Source organism: Bacillus sp. 5B6, assembly GCF_000259405.1.
Classification (GTDB): domain Bacteria; phylum Bacillota; class Bacilli; order Bacillales; family Bacillaceae; genus Bacillus; species Bacillus velezensis.
In genome coordinates this window covers 1,132,673-1,149,827 of sequence record NZ_AJST01000001.1, presented here as the reverse complement: position 1 = coordinate 1,149,827, position 17,155 = coordinate 1,132,673, and the positions used below count along the sequence as shown (strand labels likewise).

General features: G+C 46.7%; 17 protein-coding genes and 3 riboswitches. Of the genes, 5 read left to right on the top strand and 12 right to left on the bottom strand.

The features are described 5' to 3' along the window. Position 1: 1 nt before the first annotated feature. The 5 genes from queE to MY7_RS05740 form a co-directional block, all read right to left on the bottom strand. Entirely contained in the window at positions 2–733 is a 732-nt protein-coding gene (gene queE, locus MY7_RS05760; RefSeq protein WP_003154676.1) for a 7-carboxy-7-deazaguanine synthase QueE, read from the bottom strand. Next, positions 726–1,166, bottom strand: coding sequence for a 6-carboxytetrahydropterin synthase QueD (queD, locus tag MY7_RS05755; protein ID WP_007611020.1), 441 nt, complete (start codon positions 1,164–1,166; stop codon positions 726–728). Before queD ends, queE begins: the two co-directional genes overlap by 8 nt. Next, positions 1,167–1,826: a 7-cyano-7-deazaguanine synthase QueC gene (gene queC / locus MY7_RS05750; protein ID WP_003154679.1), complete on the bottom strand. Its 660-nt coding sequence runs from the start codon at positions 1,824–1,826 to the stop codon at positions 1,167–1,169. Between the two features lie 96 nt (positions 1,827–1,922). Then, a riboswitch (PreQ1 riboswitch) is annotated at positions 1,923–1,967 on the bottom strand. Between the two features lie 108 nt (positions 1,968–2,075). Beyond that, entirely contained in the window at positions 2,076–3,197 is a 1,122-nt protein-coding gene (locus tag MY7_RS05745) for a hypothetical protein (protein ID WP_007611014.1), read from the bottom strand. 97 nt (positions 3,198–3,294) lie between these two features. Next, positions 3,295–4,332, bottom strand: coding sequence for a YkvI family membrane protein (locus MY7_RS05740; RefSeq protein ID WP_007611012.1), 1,038 nt, complete (start codon positions 4,330–4,332; stop codon positions 3,295–3,297). Positions 4,333–4,733: 401 nt separating this feature from the next. Here MY7_RS05740 and clpE point away from each other — a divergent pair, with 401 nt between their 5' ends. From clpE to motB, 3 genes are all read left to right on the top strand, one after another. Beyond that, the gene (clpE, locus tag MY7_RS05730) at positions 4,734–6,830 is read left to right on the top strand and encodes an ATP-dependent protease ATP-binding subunit ClpE (protein ID WP_029325878.1); all 2,097 of its coding nucleotides are present in this window, start codon (positions 4,734–4,736) and stop codon (positions 6,828–6,830) included. Positions 6,831–6,999: 169 nt separating this feature from the next. Beyond that, complete coding sequence (gene motA / locus MY7_RS05725; RefSeq protein ID WP_007610974.1) at positions 7,000–7,815, top strand: flagellar motor stator protein MotA; 816 nt, start codon at positions 7,000–7,002, stop codon at positions 7,813–7,815. Next, positions 7,787–8,572, top strand: coding sequence for a flagellar motor protein MotB (gene motB / locus MY7_RS05720; RefSeq protein ID WP_003154685.1), 786 nt, complete (start codon positions 7,787–7,789; stop codon positions 8,570–8,572). The genes motA and motB overlap by 29 nt, the downstream gene beginning before the upstream one ends. A gap of 35 nt (positions 8,573–8,607) precedes the next feature. On the opposite strand, the gene MY7_RS05715 is transcribed toward motB, so the two are convergent. After that, on the bottom strand, positions 8,608–9,054 hold the full coding sequence (locus MY7_RS05715; RefSeq protein ID WP_003154686.1) for a MarR family winged helix-turn-helix transcriptional regulator: 447 nt from the start codon (positions 9,052–9,054) through the stop codon (positions 8,608–8,610). Between the two features lie 198 nt (positions 9,055–9,252). Here MY7_RS05715 and MY7_RS05710 point away from each other — a divergent pair, with 198 nt between their 5' ends. Beyond that, complete coding sequence (locus tag MY7_RS05710) at positions 9,253–10,770, top strand: ATP-binding protein (RefSeq protein WP_046559543.1); 1,518 nt, start codon at positions 9,253–9,255, stop codon at positions 10,768–10,770. 210 nt (positions 10,771–10,980) lie between these two features. Here the strand turns inward: MY7_RS05710 and MY7_RS05705 are convergent, their stop codons facing one another. The 6 genes from MY7_RS05705 to MY7_RS05680 form a co-directional block, all read right to left on the bottom strand. Further along, entirely contained in the window at positions 10,981–11,241 is a 261-nt protein-coding gene (locus tag MY7_RS05705) for an aspartyl-phosphate phosphatase Spo0E family protein (protein WP_003154690.1), read from the bottom strand. 278 nt (positions 11,242–11,519) lie between these two features. Next, positions 11,520–12,056, bottom strand: coding sequence for a 1,2-dihydroxy-3-keto-5-methylthiopentene dioxygenase (locus tag MY7_RS05700; protein ID WP_007610968.1), 537 nt, complete (start codon positions 12,054–12,056; stop codon positions 11,520–11,522). A gap of 15 nt (positions 12,057–12,071) precedes the next feature. Continuing rightward, positions 12,072–12,701, bottom strand: coding sequence for a methylthioribulose 1-phosphate dehydratase (locus MY7_RS05695; protein ID WP_007610966.1), 630 nt, complete (start codon positions 12,699–12,701; stop codon positions 12,072–12,074). Then, positions 12,659–13,363, bottom strand: a complete 705-nt coding sequence (mtnX, locus tag MY7_RS05690; RefSeq protein WP_007610963.1) for a 2-hydroxy-3-keto-5-methylthiopentenyl-1-phosphate phosphatase — start codon at positions 13,361–13,363, stop codon at positions 12,659–12,661. The genes MY7_RS05695 and mtnX overlap by 43 nt, the downstream gene beginning before the upstream one ends. Beyond that, the gene (gene mtnW, locus MY7_RS05685; RefSeq protein ID WP_007610951.1) at positions 13,360–14,574 is read right to left on the bottom strand and encodes a 2,3-diketo-5-methylthiopentyl-1-phosphate enolase; all 1,215 of its coding nucleotides are present in this window, start codon (positions 14,572–14,574) and stop codon (positions 13,360–13,362) included. The genes mtnX and mtnW overlap by 4 nt, the downstream gene beginning before the upstream one ends. An 81-nt stretch (positions 14,575–14,655) precedes the next feature. Continuing rightward, positions 14,656–14,755: riboswitch (SAM riboswitch) on the bottom strand. Between the two features lie 36 nt (positions 14,756–14,791). After that, positions 14,792–15,988, bottom strand: coding sequence for a pyridoxal phosphate-dependent aminotransferase (locus tag MY7_RS05680; RefSeq protein WP_029325877.1), 1,197 nt, complete (start codon positions 15,986–15,988; stop codon positions 14,792–14,794). 91 nt (positions 15,989–16,079) lie between these two features. Between MY7_RS05680 and MY7_RS05675 the strand changes: the two genes are divergently transcribed. Next, positions 16,080–16,859, top strand: coding sequence for a carbon-nitrogen family hydrolase (locus MY7_RS05675; protein ID WP_007610948.1), 780 nt, complete (start codon positions 16,080–16,082; stop codon positions 16,857–16,859). A gap of 92 nt (positions 16,860–16,951) precedes the next feature. Further along, a riboswitch (SAM riboswitch) is annotated at positions 16,952–17,106 on the top strand. The last annotated feature ends 49 nt before the right edge of the window (positions 17,107–17,155 follow it).

The following is a 17,155-nucleotide window of genomic DNA, read 5'->3' as shown; positions in this document are numbered from 1 at the left end:
ATTAAACTCCCCGTTTATTGCCCCAAAGCAATGTATGCAGCTGAGGCAGGACTCTGACGAGATTCAGATCCGAATCGGCTGAAACCTTATCAACGAGTGTTTCGTATTTTCCGAGCAGATGTGCGATCAATGCCCGGTCGTCCGTCGTATGGACGTTATCGTTTCCGACCTGAAGATAAAACGGGATATTCGGATACCGCTTATGCACGGTTTTCGCGAATTGCAGATCTTCATCATTAAAAATGACGACCTTTAAGCTGACCGCGTTAAGCCTTTCTGCCGCATCAAGCGAAGACACAATGTGATCGAGCTTTGCAAAATCGGTTGTCATCCCCGAACTTGGCGGCTTCGGTGAAATCGTCAGGTCGTTAATCATTGTGAACCAATCCTGATAGACCGTTCCCTGCGTTTCTAAAGCGGCGCGCACCCCGTGCTCTTTCAGCAGCAGAATCAGCGCATCAAGCTGCTTTAACAGCGCCGGGTTTCCTCCTGAGATGGTGACATGGGAAAAGGCGTCTCCGCCGATTTCTCTCAGCTCGCGGTAAATGTCTTCCGCCGTCATCCAGCGGATATCTTTTTTGGCTGAGCCGTCCCATGTAAAAGCGGAGTCGCACCAGCTGCAGGAGTAGTCGCAGCCCGCCGTGCGGACGAACATGGTTTTCTGGCCGATGACCATGCCCTCCCCTTGTATCGTCGGTCCGAAAATTTCTAATACCGGAATCCCTTTAGCCATTCCTATCACCTTTTTTCGGGCGGTATACGCAATAGCTTGTCGGGGTTTCCCTGACAAAAATCTGCACGCAGACCGGCTGATTCTCCAGTGTTTCAAGGTAGGACTGCACCTTATCGTAAATCGTTTTGGCCACGACCTCGGTCGTCGGCAGTGAATATCTGTCATCTTCAGAAAATTCGTCATGGTCATTCAGCAATGTATGGTCATAAGCGCCATGCACCAATTTCTTCAGCACGCTGAAATTCACGAGAAAGCCTGAATCGTCCAGTTCATCCCCCGCAACTGTAATATTTACTGTATACGTGTGCCCGTGGACTCTGCTGCACGCTCCGGCGCTTTCGCGGGGAATAAAGTGCGCGGCTGAAATGTGCATATCCTTATTCAACTCAAACGAATAAGGATGCTGAACCTGCGGGTAAATTTGAGAAAGCAATTAGTTCCGCTCTCCTTTCATTTTCATATATTCATCATATCCTTTATTGCGGAGCAGGCATGCCGGGCATTCGCCGCATCCGTCCGCAATGATGCCGTTATAGCAAGTCAGTGTGTTATTCTTTACAAAATCAAGCGCGCCGAGCTCATCCGCAAGTTTCCACGTTTCTGCTTTGTTCAGCCACATAAGCGGCGTATGAATGACGAACGGCTTTTCCATCGCCAGGTTGACGGTGACGTTGCAGGATTTGACAAACTCGTCACGGCAGTCCGGGTAGCCGCTGAAATCAGTCTCGCAAACACCGGTGATAATGTGGCGCGCGCCGATTTGATATGCAAGAATCGATGCAAAGGATAAAAATACAAGGTTGCGTCCCGGCACAAAGGTTGTCGGCAGTTCCCCATCCTTCGCTTCAATTTCGATATCATCTCTTGTCAGCGCATTCGGCGCGAGCTGATTTAAAAGAGACATATCAAGCAAGTGATTTTTGACACCGAGCTTTTCGGCAATCGATTTTGCCACATCGATTTCTTCTTGGTGACGCTGATTATAATGGAATGTAACGGTTTCCACTTCTTCAAAGTTTTGCAAAGCCCATAATAAACAAGTCGTGCTGTCTTGGCCTCCGCTGAACACCACAACTGCTTTTTCTTTTTTCATGTCTTTCTCTCCCTTATCTATCATTCCATAAAAAAAGCGCCTTTTTCGGAGAAGGCGCCCTAAAAAACATAAAAAAACCGTATCCAAGGATACAGCTCGTCCTTAGTTTTTTATAGAGGGTGTAGCTAGAACCTCTCCCGCATCAATACGGATTTTCTTCTTTTTTCACTTTTGCTATCATACCATAATGTTGTTTCCCGTGACAATAAAAAAACAGCCTGAACCCTGTGTCAGGCTGCAAAAGCGGGATTAAGCCCCGCGTTTTTTCCCAGGAAATACCATCAGAGCAATCCCGATCAGAACAAATAAAGCAGGCCAGAAAACAGAAACCGGAATGATCGGCTGATTCGTCATCATAAAGCAAAGTGCCGTCAAGGTCAGCACCGCAACCGGGATGAGCAGCGCCTTCTCTTTCCCGCCGAACAGCCACAGCTCAAATAAACCGAATGCCGTTGCCAACAGGTAAACAGGCCATGTCACACCGGAGTAGGACCAATTGGTTGCCGTTTCAAAGACAAACAAGATCCCCGTAATCAATAAGATGCCGCCCGGTACGAGAAGCCCCGCGTTTTTGACAGGTTTCGGGCCGAAAATCGGAATGTGAAAAGCGGCGCCCAGCAAAAGAATGAGAGCGGGCCAGCCGCGTTCGCTGATGACTTCATTTGCATTGGTGAATATGCCGAAAATGCCCGCGGCGCACAGAACCGCAGCAGCAGTCAAAAGCCCTCTTTGCCTTCTGCCGAACAGCCAGGCTTCAAACAGGCCGAACGCAACGGCAAAGAGGTAGACAGGCGATGTCACATTTGCGTATGTCCAATCCGTCAGCGTTTCAAACCATAACAACCCGCCCGTCACAAGCAAAATGCCGCCCGGAATAAGAAGGCCCGATCTTTTTTTCGGCTGCATAAAGGCAGCGGCGTGAAACAAAAGCGCGGCTGCGATGATCAAAAGCGGCCACAGCCCCGTCATCAGCATACCGGCAAAGCATAGAGCTCCCACGGCTGTCAGGATGAAAGCAGGAATCAATACACCTAACTTCCTCCCGCCGAAATACCACAACTCAAACAGACCGAGAGCAGGCGCCCATATATAAACAGGCCACGTCACGCCTGAATACGTCCATCCCGTTGCCGTTTCAAAACAAAACAGGCAGCCCAGCACAAGAAACATACCGCCCGGAACGAGCAGTCCCGCCTGTTCAGGCGTTTTTTTCGCAAAAATAAATCCGGCGTGAAACCCTGCGGACATTATAATGAAAAGAAACGGCCACGCCGAACCTGCGGATATATGTATAACTCCCGCCTTCTGTAAAAAAAACGCAATGCCGATACAAATAAAAATAAATCCCAATAATACACGTCGAGCTTTCATCTCTTACTCCTCCCCATCATTTCCCAATTCATTATACAGAAATGCCAGGAAAAAAGAAGGGGAATTCCCAAAAAATACAGACATTTTCCTTATATCCTTATTTTTCTTTCGGGATTTTTTTGCAAATCAATGCGCCGATGAAAGCGAGGCTCACATATCCAAACACCGGATAAACGGTGGAAATCAGCTGTCCGTAGCCGATTTGGCTGATAATGAAAGCAAACGCCAAAATGCCGCCGTAAATATATATACTTCTTATATGAAGAAAACTGTTTAATTGTTTTTCCAATCCGTATAGATTGCCGATGACCGACGTAAACACTTCCCCGAAAATAATAAACAAATAAATGATATGAAGCGAACGCGAATACGAATAGACGACTTGAGCCATCGGAATGTCAAACTCCAGCACATCCGGCAGCACCGATAATGATAAAAAGCTCGCGGCAAGCACCAGTGTCAACAGAACGCCGCCTAAATAAGCCCCCCTTCTGATCACCTTCTCTGAAGACATTTCATTCGCAAGCGGCACAAGGACGGCTTGGGCGAGCGATAAATTTAACGCACCGTAAGAGACGGCGGACAAAAGCCAATTCCACTTGTCAGGCCATACCCATTCGTCCGCGTTTCTCGTGCTTGTAAATACAAATGAATCAGCTGTCACGATAAAAGAGAAAGAAATTAAAAGCGGCACAACCAATATATTGACGCCGAACACACCTTTAACGCCGCTTGTCATGACAACAAAGCTCAGTACGATCGTCAGAAGGATCCCCGCTTGTGCGGGCCAGCCAAGCTGTTCATGAAACAGCGCACCCGCTCCGGACAGCATGACAGAGGTCACTCCCAGCAATATAAACATCATAAACATGTTTACGGCACGGCCGATGGACTGGCCGAATAAATATGTGTTCAATTCCTGATAAGATGCTGCGTGAATCCGTTTGGAAATGATCATGATTTTGGCGCCTAAATATGTAAACATCAGACCGCTTACCACGATACCGAACAGACCGATCCAGCCAAACTTCAGAAAAAACTCAACGATTTCCCGTCCCGTGGCAAAACCGGCTCCTACAACCGTGCCTACGTATACAAATGCAAGCTGACTTGCAGAACCTTTTGTTTGTCCCATTTCACCCTCCGGCTAAGCGCAGATTTGTCCAGGCCTTTATATATGCTTATGAGACAAGTCGCCCGAAAAGACGAACAAATCGTCCTTCCCCGGAGAAAACAGATTCAGCTCTCTCCTCTAAGCAAAAATATTGAAAGAAAAAAAGGGCCGGCGTATACTCTTCATCAAGAAAGGTCAAAGCATTTCATTTCCTTTCTGACTATATTGGTCAAAAATAATCAAACCTGACAAATATCACTTATCATGCTGTAAACATTTATTTTTCGGGGTTTAAAACAAAACCCTTGAAAGTCAAAGAAGGTCAGAGTATACTATTAATCAAAGAAGGTCAAAGTTAAGACCTTATTTTCTAATCTATTTGGTCAAAGATGATCAAACATTTTCCGAGGAGGTTTTGGCAAATGCGTTGTCAACATTGTCAGAAAAACGAGGCGACGATTCGCCTGAACATGCAAGTCAATTCCATTCAAAAACAATTCGTTTTATGTGAAACATGTTATACAGAATTAACCCGAAAACCGTCTATGAGCATGGGGCCGCAATCATTCGGATTCCCGTTTGAGCAAGGTTTCGCTCCCAATCAAAATAAACAGCAGGCCGGCCCTGAAAAAGGCCTGCTCGACGAGCTCGCTCAAAACGTCACAAACGGCGCAAAAGCAGGTCTGATTGACCCTGTGATCGGCCGCGATAATGAAGTGGCGCGCGTAATTGAAATTTTGAACCGCCGGAATAAAAACAATCCGGTGCTTATCGGTGAACCGGGCGTCGGTAAAACGGCTATTGCAGAAGGCCTCGCGCTTAAAATCGCTGAGGGCGATGTGCCGAACAAATTGAAAAACAAAGAGCTTTACCTGCTTGACGTCGCTTCTCTCGTCGCCAATACAGGGATCAGAGGCCAGTTTGAAGAAAGAATGAAACAATTAATGAACGAATTAAAAGAACGGAAAAACGTCATTTTGTTCATTGATGAGATTCACCTTCTTGTAGGCGCCGGCTCTGCCGAGGGATCAATGGATGCCGGGAACATCCTGAAACCGGCGCTCGCCAGAGGCGAGCTGCAGGTCATCGGGGCGACAACGCTGAAAGAGTACCGCCAGATTGAAAAAGATGCGGCGCTTGAAAGACGCTTCCAGCCTGTCATGGTTCACGAGCCTACAATAGAACAAGCCATCAGCATTCTGGAAGGCATTAAAGATAAATATGAGAAATACCACGGCGTCACATTCAGCAATGAAGCGATAAATGCCTGTGTTACGCTTTCATCCCGTTACATTCAGGACCGCCACCTGCCGGATAAAGCGATCGACTTATTAGATGAAGCCGGCTCTAAGGCGAACCTGGAGCTTGATACCGTAAATGAAGAAGATGCGGCTGAGAGACTCAAAGCAATTGACGCGGAGAAAACAAAAGCGCTTCATGAAGAAAATTATGAGCTTGCCGCGAAACTGCGTGATGAAGAAGCGGCATTGGAAAAGCAACTGGCACAAGAAGCTCCGGCCTCTTCAACTGAAATCGGGGCGGAGCATATTCAAGCCATCATTGAACAGAAAACAGGCATTCCGGTCGGAAAACTCCAGGCTGATGAACAAGTCAAAATGAAGGAACTTGAAGAGCATCTTCATCAGCGCGTCATCGGTCAGGAAAAAGCCGTGAAAAAAGTGGCGAAAGCGGTCAGACGAAGCCGCGCCGGCTTAAAATCCAAAAACAGACCTGTCGGCTCCTTCCTCTTTGTCGGACCGACCGGAGTCGGAAAAACCGAGTTATCAAAGACCCTCGCAGATGAACTGTTCGGTACAAAAGATTCCATTATCCGTCTCGATATGAGTGAATACATGGAAAAACACGCCGTATCAAAAATTATCGGTTCACCGCCGGGATATGTCGGACACGATGAAGCCGGTCAATTAACGGAAAAAGTGCGCCGCAATCCGTACAGCATCGTGCTGCTCGATGAGATTGAAAAAGCCCACCCTGATGTCCAGCATATGTTTCTGCAGATTATGGAGGACGGCCGTCTGACAGACAGCCAGGGCAGAACGGTCAGCTTCAAAGATACCGTTTTGATTATGACAAGCAACGCTGGAACCGGCGAAAAACAGGTGAAAGTCGGATTCCAATCTGAAGAGAGCGTCCTGGAAGAACAAACGCTGATTGATTCACTGAGCGCGTTCTTCAAACCGGAGTTTTTAAACCGGTTTGACAGCATTATTGAATTCCAATCCCTGAAAAAAGAACATCTCGTGAAAATCGTCAGCCTGCTTCTCACAGAGCTTGAAGACACATTAAAAGAGCGCGGCATCAGCCTGAACGTCACCGATGATGCGAAAGAAAAAATCGCTGAAATCGGCTACCACCCAGCTTTCGGAGCACGCCCGCTCAGAAGAACCATCCAAGAATTGATCGAGGACGAAATGACAGATCTCTTATTGGATGACAACGAAATAAAAGCCTTCCATGTCGTAATGGAAGAGGACGGAATCAAAGTCCGGGCACAATAACAAAAAAGCGGTTCCCTTCTCGCGGGGAGCCGCTTTTTTGTTTCTTTCTCCATGCCGGAAGGGAGAAACTGTGAAGAATTCGGGAACAATTTCTCAATCACCCTAAAGTTCCATGCACTGCCACCGATATTAACCATAGAAAGCTAGTATAAAGGATTTGGTGAAAACTATGGATAAAACATCGATTATCGGTATCATCCTCGCCTTGATTGCTTTAAGCGTGGGCATGGTGCTGAAAGGGGTCAGCTTAAGCGCACTCGCTAACCCGGCAGCTATTCTGATTATTTTGTTCGGTACGATTTCTGCGGTGATCATCGCATTCCCCGGAAAAGAAATCAAAAAAGTGCCCGCCCTTTTTAAAGTGCTGTTTAAAGAAAACAAACAGCTCACAATTGCGCAATTAATTCCTATGTTCTCTCAATGGGCGCAAATCGCCAGACGTGAAGGTCTGCTCGCATTGGAAGCAAGCATTGAAGACGTGGATGACGCATTTTTGAAAAACGGCCTGAGCATGGCGGTTGACGGACAAAGCGCAGAATTTATCAGAGATATTATGACTGAGGAAGTTGAAGCGATGGAAGACAGACACCAGGCCGGCGCAGCCATCTTTACACAAGCCGGCACATATGCGCCGACACTCGGCGTTTTGGGTGCGGTCATCGGCCTTATCGCCGCTCTTTCCAACATGAACAATACCGAGGCGCTCGGACATGCCATCAGTGCGGCGTTTGTCGCCACCCTTCTCGGGATTTTCACAGGATATGTACTATGGCATCCCTTCGCCAACAAACTGAAACGCAAATCAAAGCAGGAAGTCAAACTGCGTGAAATCATGATCGAAGGCGTTCTGTCAGTGCTTGAAGGACAGGCCCCTAAAGTGATCGAACAAAAACTTCTCATGTATCTTCCTGCGAATGAACGCGCAAAAGTCGCTGAACAAGAAGGAGAGACAAACAATGGCGAGAAAAAAGAAGAAGAAGCATGATGACGAGCATGTGGATGAGTCTTGGCTGATCCCGTACGCGGATTTGCTCACCCTTCTTTTGGCTCTGTTCATTGTATTGTTCGCCATGAGCTCGGTCGATGCGGCGAAATTCCAAATGCTGTCTAAATCATTTAACGCCGTGTTTACCGGAGGCACGGGTGTTCTTGAATATTCAAGCGTCACCCCTCCTGAAAACGAAAAAGACGGCGTTGATCAGTTAAAAAAAGACAAGGAAAAAGATAAAGAACAGAAAAAGAAAGAAAGAGAAGCAGCCGACCGCGAAGAACTTGAAGGCGTGCAAAAGCAAGTCAATCAATTTATAAAAAATAAAAAGCTTGAAACTCAGCTGGAAACAAAGCTGACTAAAGAAGGACTCTTAATTACCATTAAAGACAGTATCTTTTTTGATTCCGGACGGGCGGATATCCGTCAGGAAGATATTCCGCTTGCCAAGGAAATCTCGAATCTCCTTGTTCTGAATCCGCCGAGGAACATTATCATCAGCGGACATACGGACAATGTGCCGATTAAAAACTCACAATATCAATCTAACTGGCATTTAAGCGTCATGCGGGCCGTCAACTTCATGGCTATTCTGACAGAAAACCCGAAACTTGACGCAAAAGTATTCAGCGCCAAAGGTTTCGGAGAGTATAAACCGGCCGTGTCAAACAAAACCGCTGAAGGTCGCAGCAAAAACAGGCGCGTCGAGGTATTGATACAGCCTAGAAACGCCGCGACTGACCAAAATCAGTAATATAAAAAAGGAAGCCTTTCAAATGGCTTCCTTTTTTATTTCTGATGAAAATGTTTAGCGTTTAACCCCACTCTTTTCAGCATTTCCGTACACATTTCTATCTCTTCATCACTCAGCACACTGATCATTTCCTTAATCTCTTCAGCATGATCAGGGAAAATATCGTCCAAAAGACGGATTCCCTTTTCGGAAATCTGTGCGAAAGTCACTCTTCTGTCAGTCGGCGAGGCTTTTCTGATGAGAAGTTCTTTTTTCTCTAATTTGTCAACAACGTATGTAATACTTCCGCTCGCTAATAAAATTTTGTCGCCGATCTGCTGAAGCGGCTGGTTGCCTTTGTGGTACAGCAGCTCAAGCACCGCAAATTCCGTCGGGTTCAGACCGTGCTTATGAATATGTTTATTCATATGGTCGTTAATAGATCGGTACGCACGTGACAGTACAATAAATAATTTCAATGAGTTTTCTGTTTTATCCGTCATACATTCAATCATCCTTTTACAAAAGAAACCGTTACAGAGAAACATTAATAAACAAAATGAAAAATGTCAACAAAAATGTTTCCAAAATTTCTCTTCTTTTTGTCTGACCTTAATAAAATAATTTGTTTTTCTATCATTTTGGTTATTTTTTCTTATTAAAGAAGTATAAAGATGATATAATACCTCTATTCAAGTGTAATGTTGGAGCGATGCAGAGTGAATACATTTAAAGGTGCCCGGGGAAAGATCAAGCTTTATCTCATATTGGTGATCATCCCGGCACTTATTATCAGCTTTTTCATTTATGAAAAAGAAAAGCAGAAAATAGCCGATAAACACATACAGGAAGCCAGTATGATGCTCAACCTTCACCGCAATAAGCTCAATTATTTAATCGGTGAAACAAAAGCCCGGATGACAACACTTGCGATCGCTGTCGATAAGCCTGTCAATGAAGAAAAGATCATTGACATTCTCGATCAGGCTTTTGAGGATGAACCTAGATTCAGCGGACTGTATATGCTGAATTCCAAAGGTGATGTCATCGCAAGCACGACTGATCTGAAATCAAAGGTGAATTTGGCCGACAGACCGTATTTTACGAAGGCGAAAAAGACGAAAAAAACGGTCATCACAAATGACTACTCCAGCAGAATTACAGGCCAGCGCATCTTCACGATCTGCGTGCCGGTGTTAGACGCAAAACGGGAAGTCACGGATTATTTAGTAGCCGCCATACAAGTCGATTATTTGAGAAATATGATCAATATGCTGAGCCCTGACGTTTATGTCAAGGCAACCAATCAGAATAAAGTGATATTTGCCAGCGGACGAGCTGATCAATCAGAAGGTGTGAAACCGGTCAGCGGCTATCTGGATGATATTAATTGGAATATCAATGTTTATCCGAAACCGGTTGAGCTGAATGAGCTGACCAAAAGCGTGCTGCTGCCGATGTCCAGTATTGCCGTGCTGCTGAATATTCTGTTCATTCTCGTTCAATATTATCTGCTTAAGCGCAAGACCCAGCTGGAGCGCGCTCAAAATGAAGCGCAGAAATTGGAGCTGATCGGAACGCTTGCCGCCAGCACCGCCCATGAAATCCGCAACCCGCTTACAGGGATCAGCGGCTTCATTCAGCTTTTGCAGAAAAAATACAAATCGGAGGAAGATCAGCTGTATTTCTCAATTATTGAGCAGGAGATTAAACGGATCAATCAGATTGTCAGTGAGTTTTTAGTGCTTGGAAAACCCACTGCTGAACGGTTGGAAGTGAACTCGCTGCAGGATATTCTTGATGAGATTATGCCGATTATTTATTCTGAAGGGAATCTGTATAATGTGGAAGTGAATGTGGAGATTCTCGTCAATCGGCCGCTCAAGGTCAACTGCACGAAAGACCATATTAAACAGGTGATTTTAAATGTCGCGAAAAACGCTTTGGAATCCATGCAGGAAGGCGGCCGGCTGTCCATCTATTTAGAAGCCCGCGATCATAAAGCAGTCATTAAGGTGGCCGACAACGGAATGGGCATTTCTGAAGATATGCTTGAACACATTTTTCTTCCGTTTGTAACGTCAAAGGAAAAAGGCACCGGCCTCGGCCTTGTCGTATGTAAACGAATCATGCTGATGTACGGCGGTTCGATTGACATTCAAAGCGAAGTCGATAAGGGCACAGAGGTCACTATTACCCTCCCTGCCGCTTCTCGATGAAAAAAACACCCTGGATCGGGGTGTTTTTCATTTAAAGAAGAATATGTGTAAGAGGATATACCAGAGGAACGGCATCATAGCCGGCAGATAGTACGAGGCGCTTCGTGAGCCATGCCAGCGGAAAAATGTGCTGACTGTACGCGGTCATCTTTCGGATGCGGCGCTTGATCAGGAAGCGCATTCAGTCTTCGTTATCTGTTTTATCATCAATCATTTGTTTGCTTCATATGCAGGCATGACGTCACCGCGGGAGAACAAGCCTATTTTCTTCACAAGGCCCTGTATTCCTTGGTGATGTGTGCGATCACGGTTTACCAGCTGCTGATACGCGTTCATCAGACAGTCCAGTTCCTGGCTGTGCCTGATCGTGTCATATCCTGTAAACCCTTGCCTGTTAGCCGCATCTATCATCATTTTTCTTTTTTTATCAATAGATACAAGCAATTTTTCTTGTTCAGAATAACTGCCCATTCACTTCACCCCTCACCGCTAAAAGAATAGGAAACAAGTTTGATTGGGTTATTGAGCATTATTACAGATTATACTTTATTTGTAAACATTTTTTTACTAAATAACTTATTTTTTCATTTCGTATTGGAATCTTTGCATGAATACGAGAATAATACCCATTCGGGTAATGATATAAACAGAATGCGGCATATTCAAGATTTAAAAAACAGCCACAGCTGACTTTACATTACAATAAAAAACCTCTCATGCCGGCGGGGCATGAGAGGTTCGGACGTCTATCAGTTTTGCACACTTTCATTTTCGTAAATCGGCACCCAGCCCTCAGTCGTCACGAAGATTCGGATTGCGACGACCCGGCGGTCTTCCTGAAGCGTAAAGTAGTGGCGGATGTTCTCCGGAACTGAAATCAAATCTCCCGGATTTAAACGAACGTCGAAAAATGTGCCGTCTTTGCCTTGAATGACGAAGATGCCGTGTCCGCTGACGATAAAGCGGACTTCATCATCCGTGTGGTGATGTTCTCTTTGGAAATTTTTTAATAAATCATCAAGATTCGGCGTGGTATCTGATAAAGAAATGACATCCTGAGACTGATATCCGCGCCGGGCTGAAATGTCCTGTATCTCCGTGTCAAACGCCGCGAGAATCCGTTCTTTTTCATCTTCGGTTAGATCGTATTTTTCCGAAAGCTCGGACGGAAGTTTTTCAATGTTCCACTGCTCATAGATCACCTCTTGTTCGTCTAAGAAGCGCGCTACTTCTTCCTGTTTTTCAATGAGCGTATTCTTTTCGTCATGAATTCTGATGGTCGCCATTTTCTATTCCTCCTTTTATTTTACCAGCTGCGGACGAAGTGACAGAAGCTTGAGGTGACAGCTGAATAAAAATTCATAGGCTTCCAGCACCCTTTTCGCTTCAAATGCGGTCCGCCCCCATGCCGTAATGCCGTGATTGCGGATTAACACCGCGCCTGAGCCGGCGTCCGCATGGTGCGCGAAGTTTTCAGCCAATGCCGGGATATGCGCCGGATTGTCAATGATCGGAACGGTCACGGACGCGTTTTCCTCCCATAATCCGAGCGCCTTAATCATCTCCTGCCCCTGAAAAGTGATTTGTTTTTCATCCCCGTAAAGCTCTGAGATGACATTATTATTGACGGTATGGACATGCAGACAGCAGCCGGCGTCTGTCTTTTGGTATAAGTAAGTATGGAGAAGCGTTTCCGCTGAGGGTTTTAAAGAATGGCCGGTCTCAGCGGGCTTACCGTACTCATCGATTAAGAGAAAATCTTCGTCTGTTTCTTTTCGTTTGTCTTTTCCGCTCGCCGTAACGAGAAAAGTCAGCGGCGCGTCGGATACTTTGATGGAAAGATTCCCGCTCGTTGCCGGGAACCAGTCTCTTTCGGCCAGCTCGCGTTTTACCTCGGCAAGTTCGCGCCAGCGTTCTTCTTTTGCAGCCATGCCTGCACCTCCCCGATGTTTTCAATGCCTGTTTTTACCTCATGAAAATCTTGAAAAGGCAGATGCCGGAGGCCGAGTTCTTTGCATTCAGTCAAAAGATAATCTCTCGCAAAGCACATATCGGATAACTTTGCAGCCTCGACATCCGTGACCGAATCACCGATCATAACGAGAAATTTCTGCTGATCGGATAGCTTCCGGATGACTGACGGTTTGCAGCAGCCGCATTGATTGGTACAGTCTCCGTCACAGGCGTGCGGCCAGTCTATATGAATATATTCATGGTCAAAGGATGCATGATTGCAGAAAATCCGCTCCTTTTCTACGATCCCTTCCAAAAGCGGATGCACAAAAAAGTCCATTCCCCCGCTTACGATATAAAACGGGAGGCCGTTTGACCGGACAAACGAGACAAAATCCAAAAAGCCGTCCCGTATTTTCGCATCCTTCAGGATAAAGCCGGTCAGTTCTTCTTTTAAGCTGCTCGGCAGCAGTCCGAACATCCGGCCGACTCCTTCTTGGATTGATATGCTTTTAGACAGAACACCGTCTTTTATTTCAAGCCACTCAGGAGGCGCGAATTCTTTCATCATACTGACAATGTTGTCGTTCATGGTGACCGTTCCGTCGAAATCACAAATAATCAGCGGCGTGCGGGTCATACGGCTTCCACCCTTCCCCATTTGTCTAATGCGAGCTGAAGATCTTTGCACGACGCGGCTTTTTCTTCAATCGGCTGCGCTTCAAGCACCGCATCAATGACGGCGCGGAACGCTCTTCCGCCGCCCTCGGCTCCTTTCGGATGGCCGTGAATGCCTCCGCCGGCATTGATGATGTGATCGATGCCGAAATCGCGCATCAATAATGGCACCATACCGGGGTTAATGCCTGCTGACGGGACGGCAAACGACGGATGAAAGACATCGTCTTTTACACATTCATCATGGATTGCAAGTGCGGACTCCTTCGGAAGAGCAACGGATCCGTAAGGTGACGGAAATAAACTGAAATCAGCGCCGCAATAGCGGTTCAGCTTGCCGAGCAAAAGCGCATGCGACAAGCCGTAAACGGGAGATGATGTGAACGCGCCGCTGACTGCCGGATGCGCCATGATCGGAAGCGGGATTTCCCTGTCTTCAGCAAGGCTCTGCATCACATCTAAACCGTAAGCGAACACATTCAATAAAAGCGCGTCCGCCCCGAGTTCTGCCGCGCGCCTCGCTTTATCCCGCAATTCAGCGGTCCTTCCCGTAAGGTTTACGGCATACAGCGTTTTATGCCCCGTCTCCTCCCGGGTTTCCTTCAGGACTTGTTTTCCTTCGATAATGCGGGTTTCAAACGGAGCCAGTTCATTTTCAAAGAAAATTTCGTCATCTTTAATCAGATCCACGCCGCCGAGCGCCTGCTGTCTGAGCTGTTCTTTAATGTCGGCGAGATCCCGTCCGATCACGCCTTTAAATATGCTCATCAGAAGCGGTCTTTCAAATTCGCCCAGCAGTTTGCGGATGCCGTATATACCGAATTTCGGCCCGGGAAGGGAGCGTTTAAACCCTTTGGAAAATTCAAGATCAGTCAATTTTATTTTTCCGTCCAGTGACAGCTTTCCGAATACCGTCGTCAGGACGGCCGGAATATCTCTTGAAAAGTTCGCCTCGGGATAGGCGATGGTGATGACGGATTGTGTTTCGTTTTCTGAGGTTCCTTCTATCTCCTCAACTTTTACGACCCGCCCTTTATGTTTTCTGAGCTGTTCCTGCTTCACCAGAGGCAGGTCAGTCCAGGAGCCTACCGTCAGCCCCGCCGCAATCTGTTCCGCCCGCTTTTCACTGTCCGTTGTGTCTGTCAGAAGATATGTTGCCAATACTTCGCTCATGCGTGAACGCCTCTCTTTCTTTCGCAAAACATAAAAAAACCTCTTCCGTATGAGCAGAAAGAGGCTTCGTGTTATGTCCGAATCTTATCTCTCAGCTCCTGCTGCAAGAATTAGCACCGTGCTTTATCAGTCGGTTGCCGGGCTTCATCGGGCTCGTCCCTCTGCCTGCTCTTGATAAGAATAATGATTTTATAAAGTATTTTGAATTATCGCATTGTTATCCTGATATGTCAATGCTTTTTCGGGTGAAAAGATTCAGTTTCCCGATCCGTTCCGCAGCTTCTTTAAGTCTTTCTTCACTTGTCAGAAGACCGACTCTTATATAGCCTTCCCCCCATTTTCCGAACCCGTTTCCGGCAGCGACCGCGACATCCGCTTTCTCGAGCAGCAGATCTGAAAACGACTGTGACGTATAACCGTCAGGCACAGGGAGCCATGCAAAAAAGGAGCCCTCCGGAGCCGTCACATCCCAGCCGATATCGCGGCAGGCTTTAATCCATGCATTGCGTCTCGATTCATATCTGTCATTTTGCGCTGCGACGCATGCCTGATCCGCTAAAAGAGCGGCAGCTGCCGCCTGCTGCGCCGCGGGAAACAGGCTGACAAACATATGGTCCTGATAAAGGTTGATCGCTTCGATGACAGAAGCGTTTCCGACGGCAAATCCGACCCGCCAGCCCGCCATATTATACGTTTTGGACAAGGTATAGATTTCGATTCCCGTCTCTTTTGCGCCTTCGGTCTGCAAAAAGCTCAGCGGTTTATGACCGTCAAAGCCGACGGCTCCGTACGCGAAATCATGAACGACACAAATGCCGTTTTGCTCCGCAAAGCCGACCGTCTCCTCGAAAAACGCCTCAGTCGCCACAGCGCCGGTCGGATTATTCGGATAATTGAGATACAGCAGCTTCGCCTCGCTCCGCACCTTTTCAGGAATTACGCTGTAATCAGGGAGAAACCCTCTTTCTTCTGTCAGCGGCATCATTTCCATTTTCGCTTTTGCAAGGGCGACGCCCGACCAGTAATCAGGATATCCGGGATCAGGCACCAGAATGGTATCTCCCGGGTTTAAAAGACATTGCGGAAGCTCAACAAGTCCCGCCTTGCCTCCGAACAGCACGGCGACTTCCGTTTCCGGATCAAGCGTGACCCCGTACTCCCTTTCATAAAATGCAGCGGCTGCTTTTTTGAAGCTGTAAGCGCCCCGGAATGATGAGTATTTATGATTTTCCGGCCTTTCGACGGCGCGCTTCATTTCTTCAACGATATGCTGAGGCGTCGGCTGATCAGGGTTTCCCTGCCCTAAGTTGATGACGTCTCTGCCTTCTTTCAGCTTTTGATTCACTTTTTGCACCAATGATGCGAAAAATTGTTCCGGCAGCTGTTTGAGTACATCTGAGATTTCAAAGTTCATATTTTCACCTTCTAAAAATGTCTTGAAATGATAGTCCATCATCATATATGGTTAAATAAAAAAAGTAAAGAGAAACTTGAGGTGTTAAATAATGAAATGGACCGTTTCCTGTTTGCAATTTGATATTTCATACGGAAATCCTTCAGAAAACTTTAAAAAAGCAGAATCTTTGATTGAGCAAGAAAGCCGCCATGCGGATGTAATCGTGCTTCCTGAGTTGTGGACGACCGGCTATGATCTCACACGGCTAGACCAGCTGGCGGATGAAAACGGTAAAGTTTCGGAACAATGGCTTAAAGAAACGGCAAAAACATACAACGTACACCTCGTTGCCGGATCTTTTGCGGTCAAAGAAGGCGAAAATGTCTATAACACCATGTACATCGCCGATAACAGCGGACAGATCGTGAAGCGGTATCAGAAAGCCCATCTGTTTCAGCTGATGGATGAACACCTTTACTTGGCAGCAGGAAACAGCGACGGTTCCTTTGAGCTTGACGGTGTCAAGTGCGCCGGGCTGATCTGCTATGATATCCGTTTCCCCGAATGGATCAGAAAGCATACGTCCCAGGGCGCGAATGTCCTGTTTATCTCTGCGGAATGGCCTCTGCCCCGCCTTGATCATTGGCGAAGCCTGCTTATCGCCAGAGCAATTGAAAACCAATGTTTTGTCGCAGCCTCTAACTGCACGGGGTCCAATCCCGATAATGAATTTGCCGGCCACAGCCTGATTATTGACCCATGGGGCCGGATTTTAGCCGAAGGAGACCGGACGGAAGGCGCAGTCCGGGCGGAAATCGATGTGTCAGAAAGCGCGGAGGTGCGGGGAACCATTCCGGTTTTCCAAGACTTGCGGCGTGATTTATATTAATTTTCAAAAAAATGTTGACAAGAATATCCGGCACCTGCTAATATTTTCATCAACTGATTAATCCGAATTGTGATACAAATCAATATATTTTTCTCTTATCGAGAGTTGGGCGAGGGATTGGCCTTTTGACCCCAACAGCAACCGACCGTAATTCCATTGTGAAATGGGGCGCGTACATTTTGCGCCGAGACGATTGTCTCATAAGGCACGGTGCTAATTCCATCAGATGTTATCTGAGAGATAAGAGGCGGACTGCACTGTTTCAGCCTCCTTCTCTTTCAGAGAAGGAGGCTTTT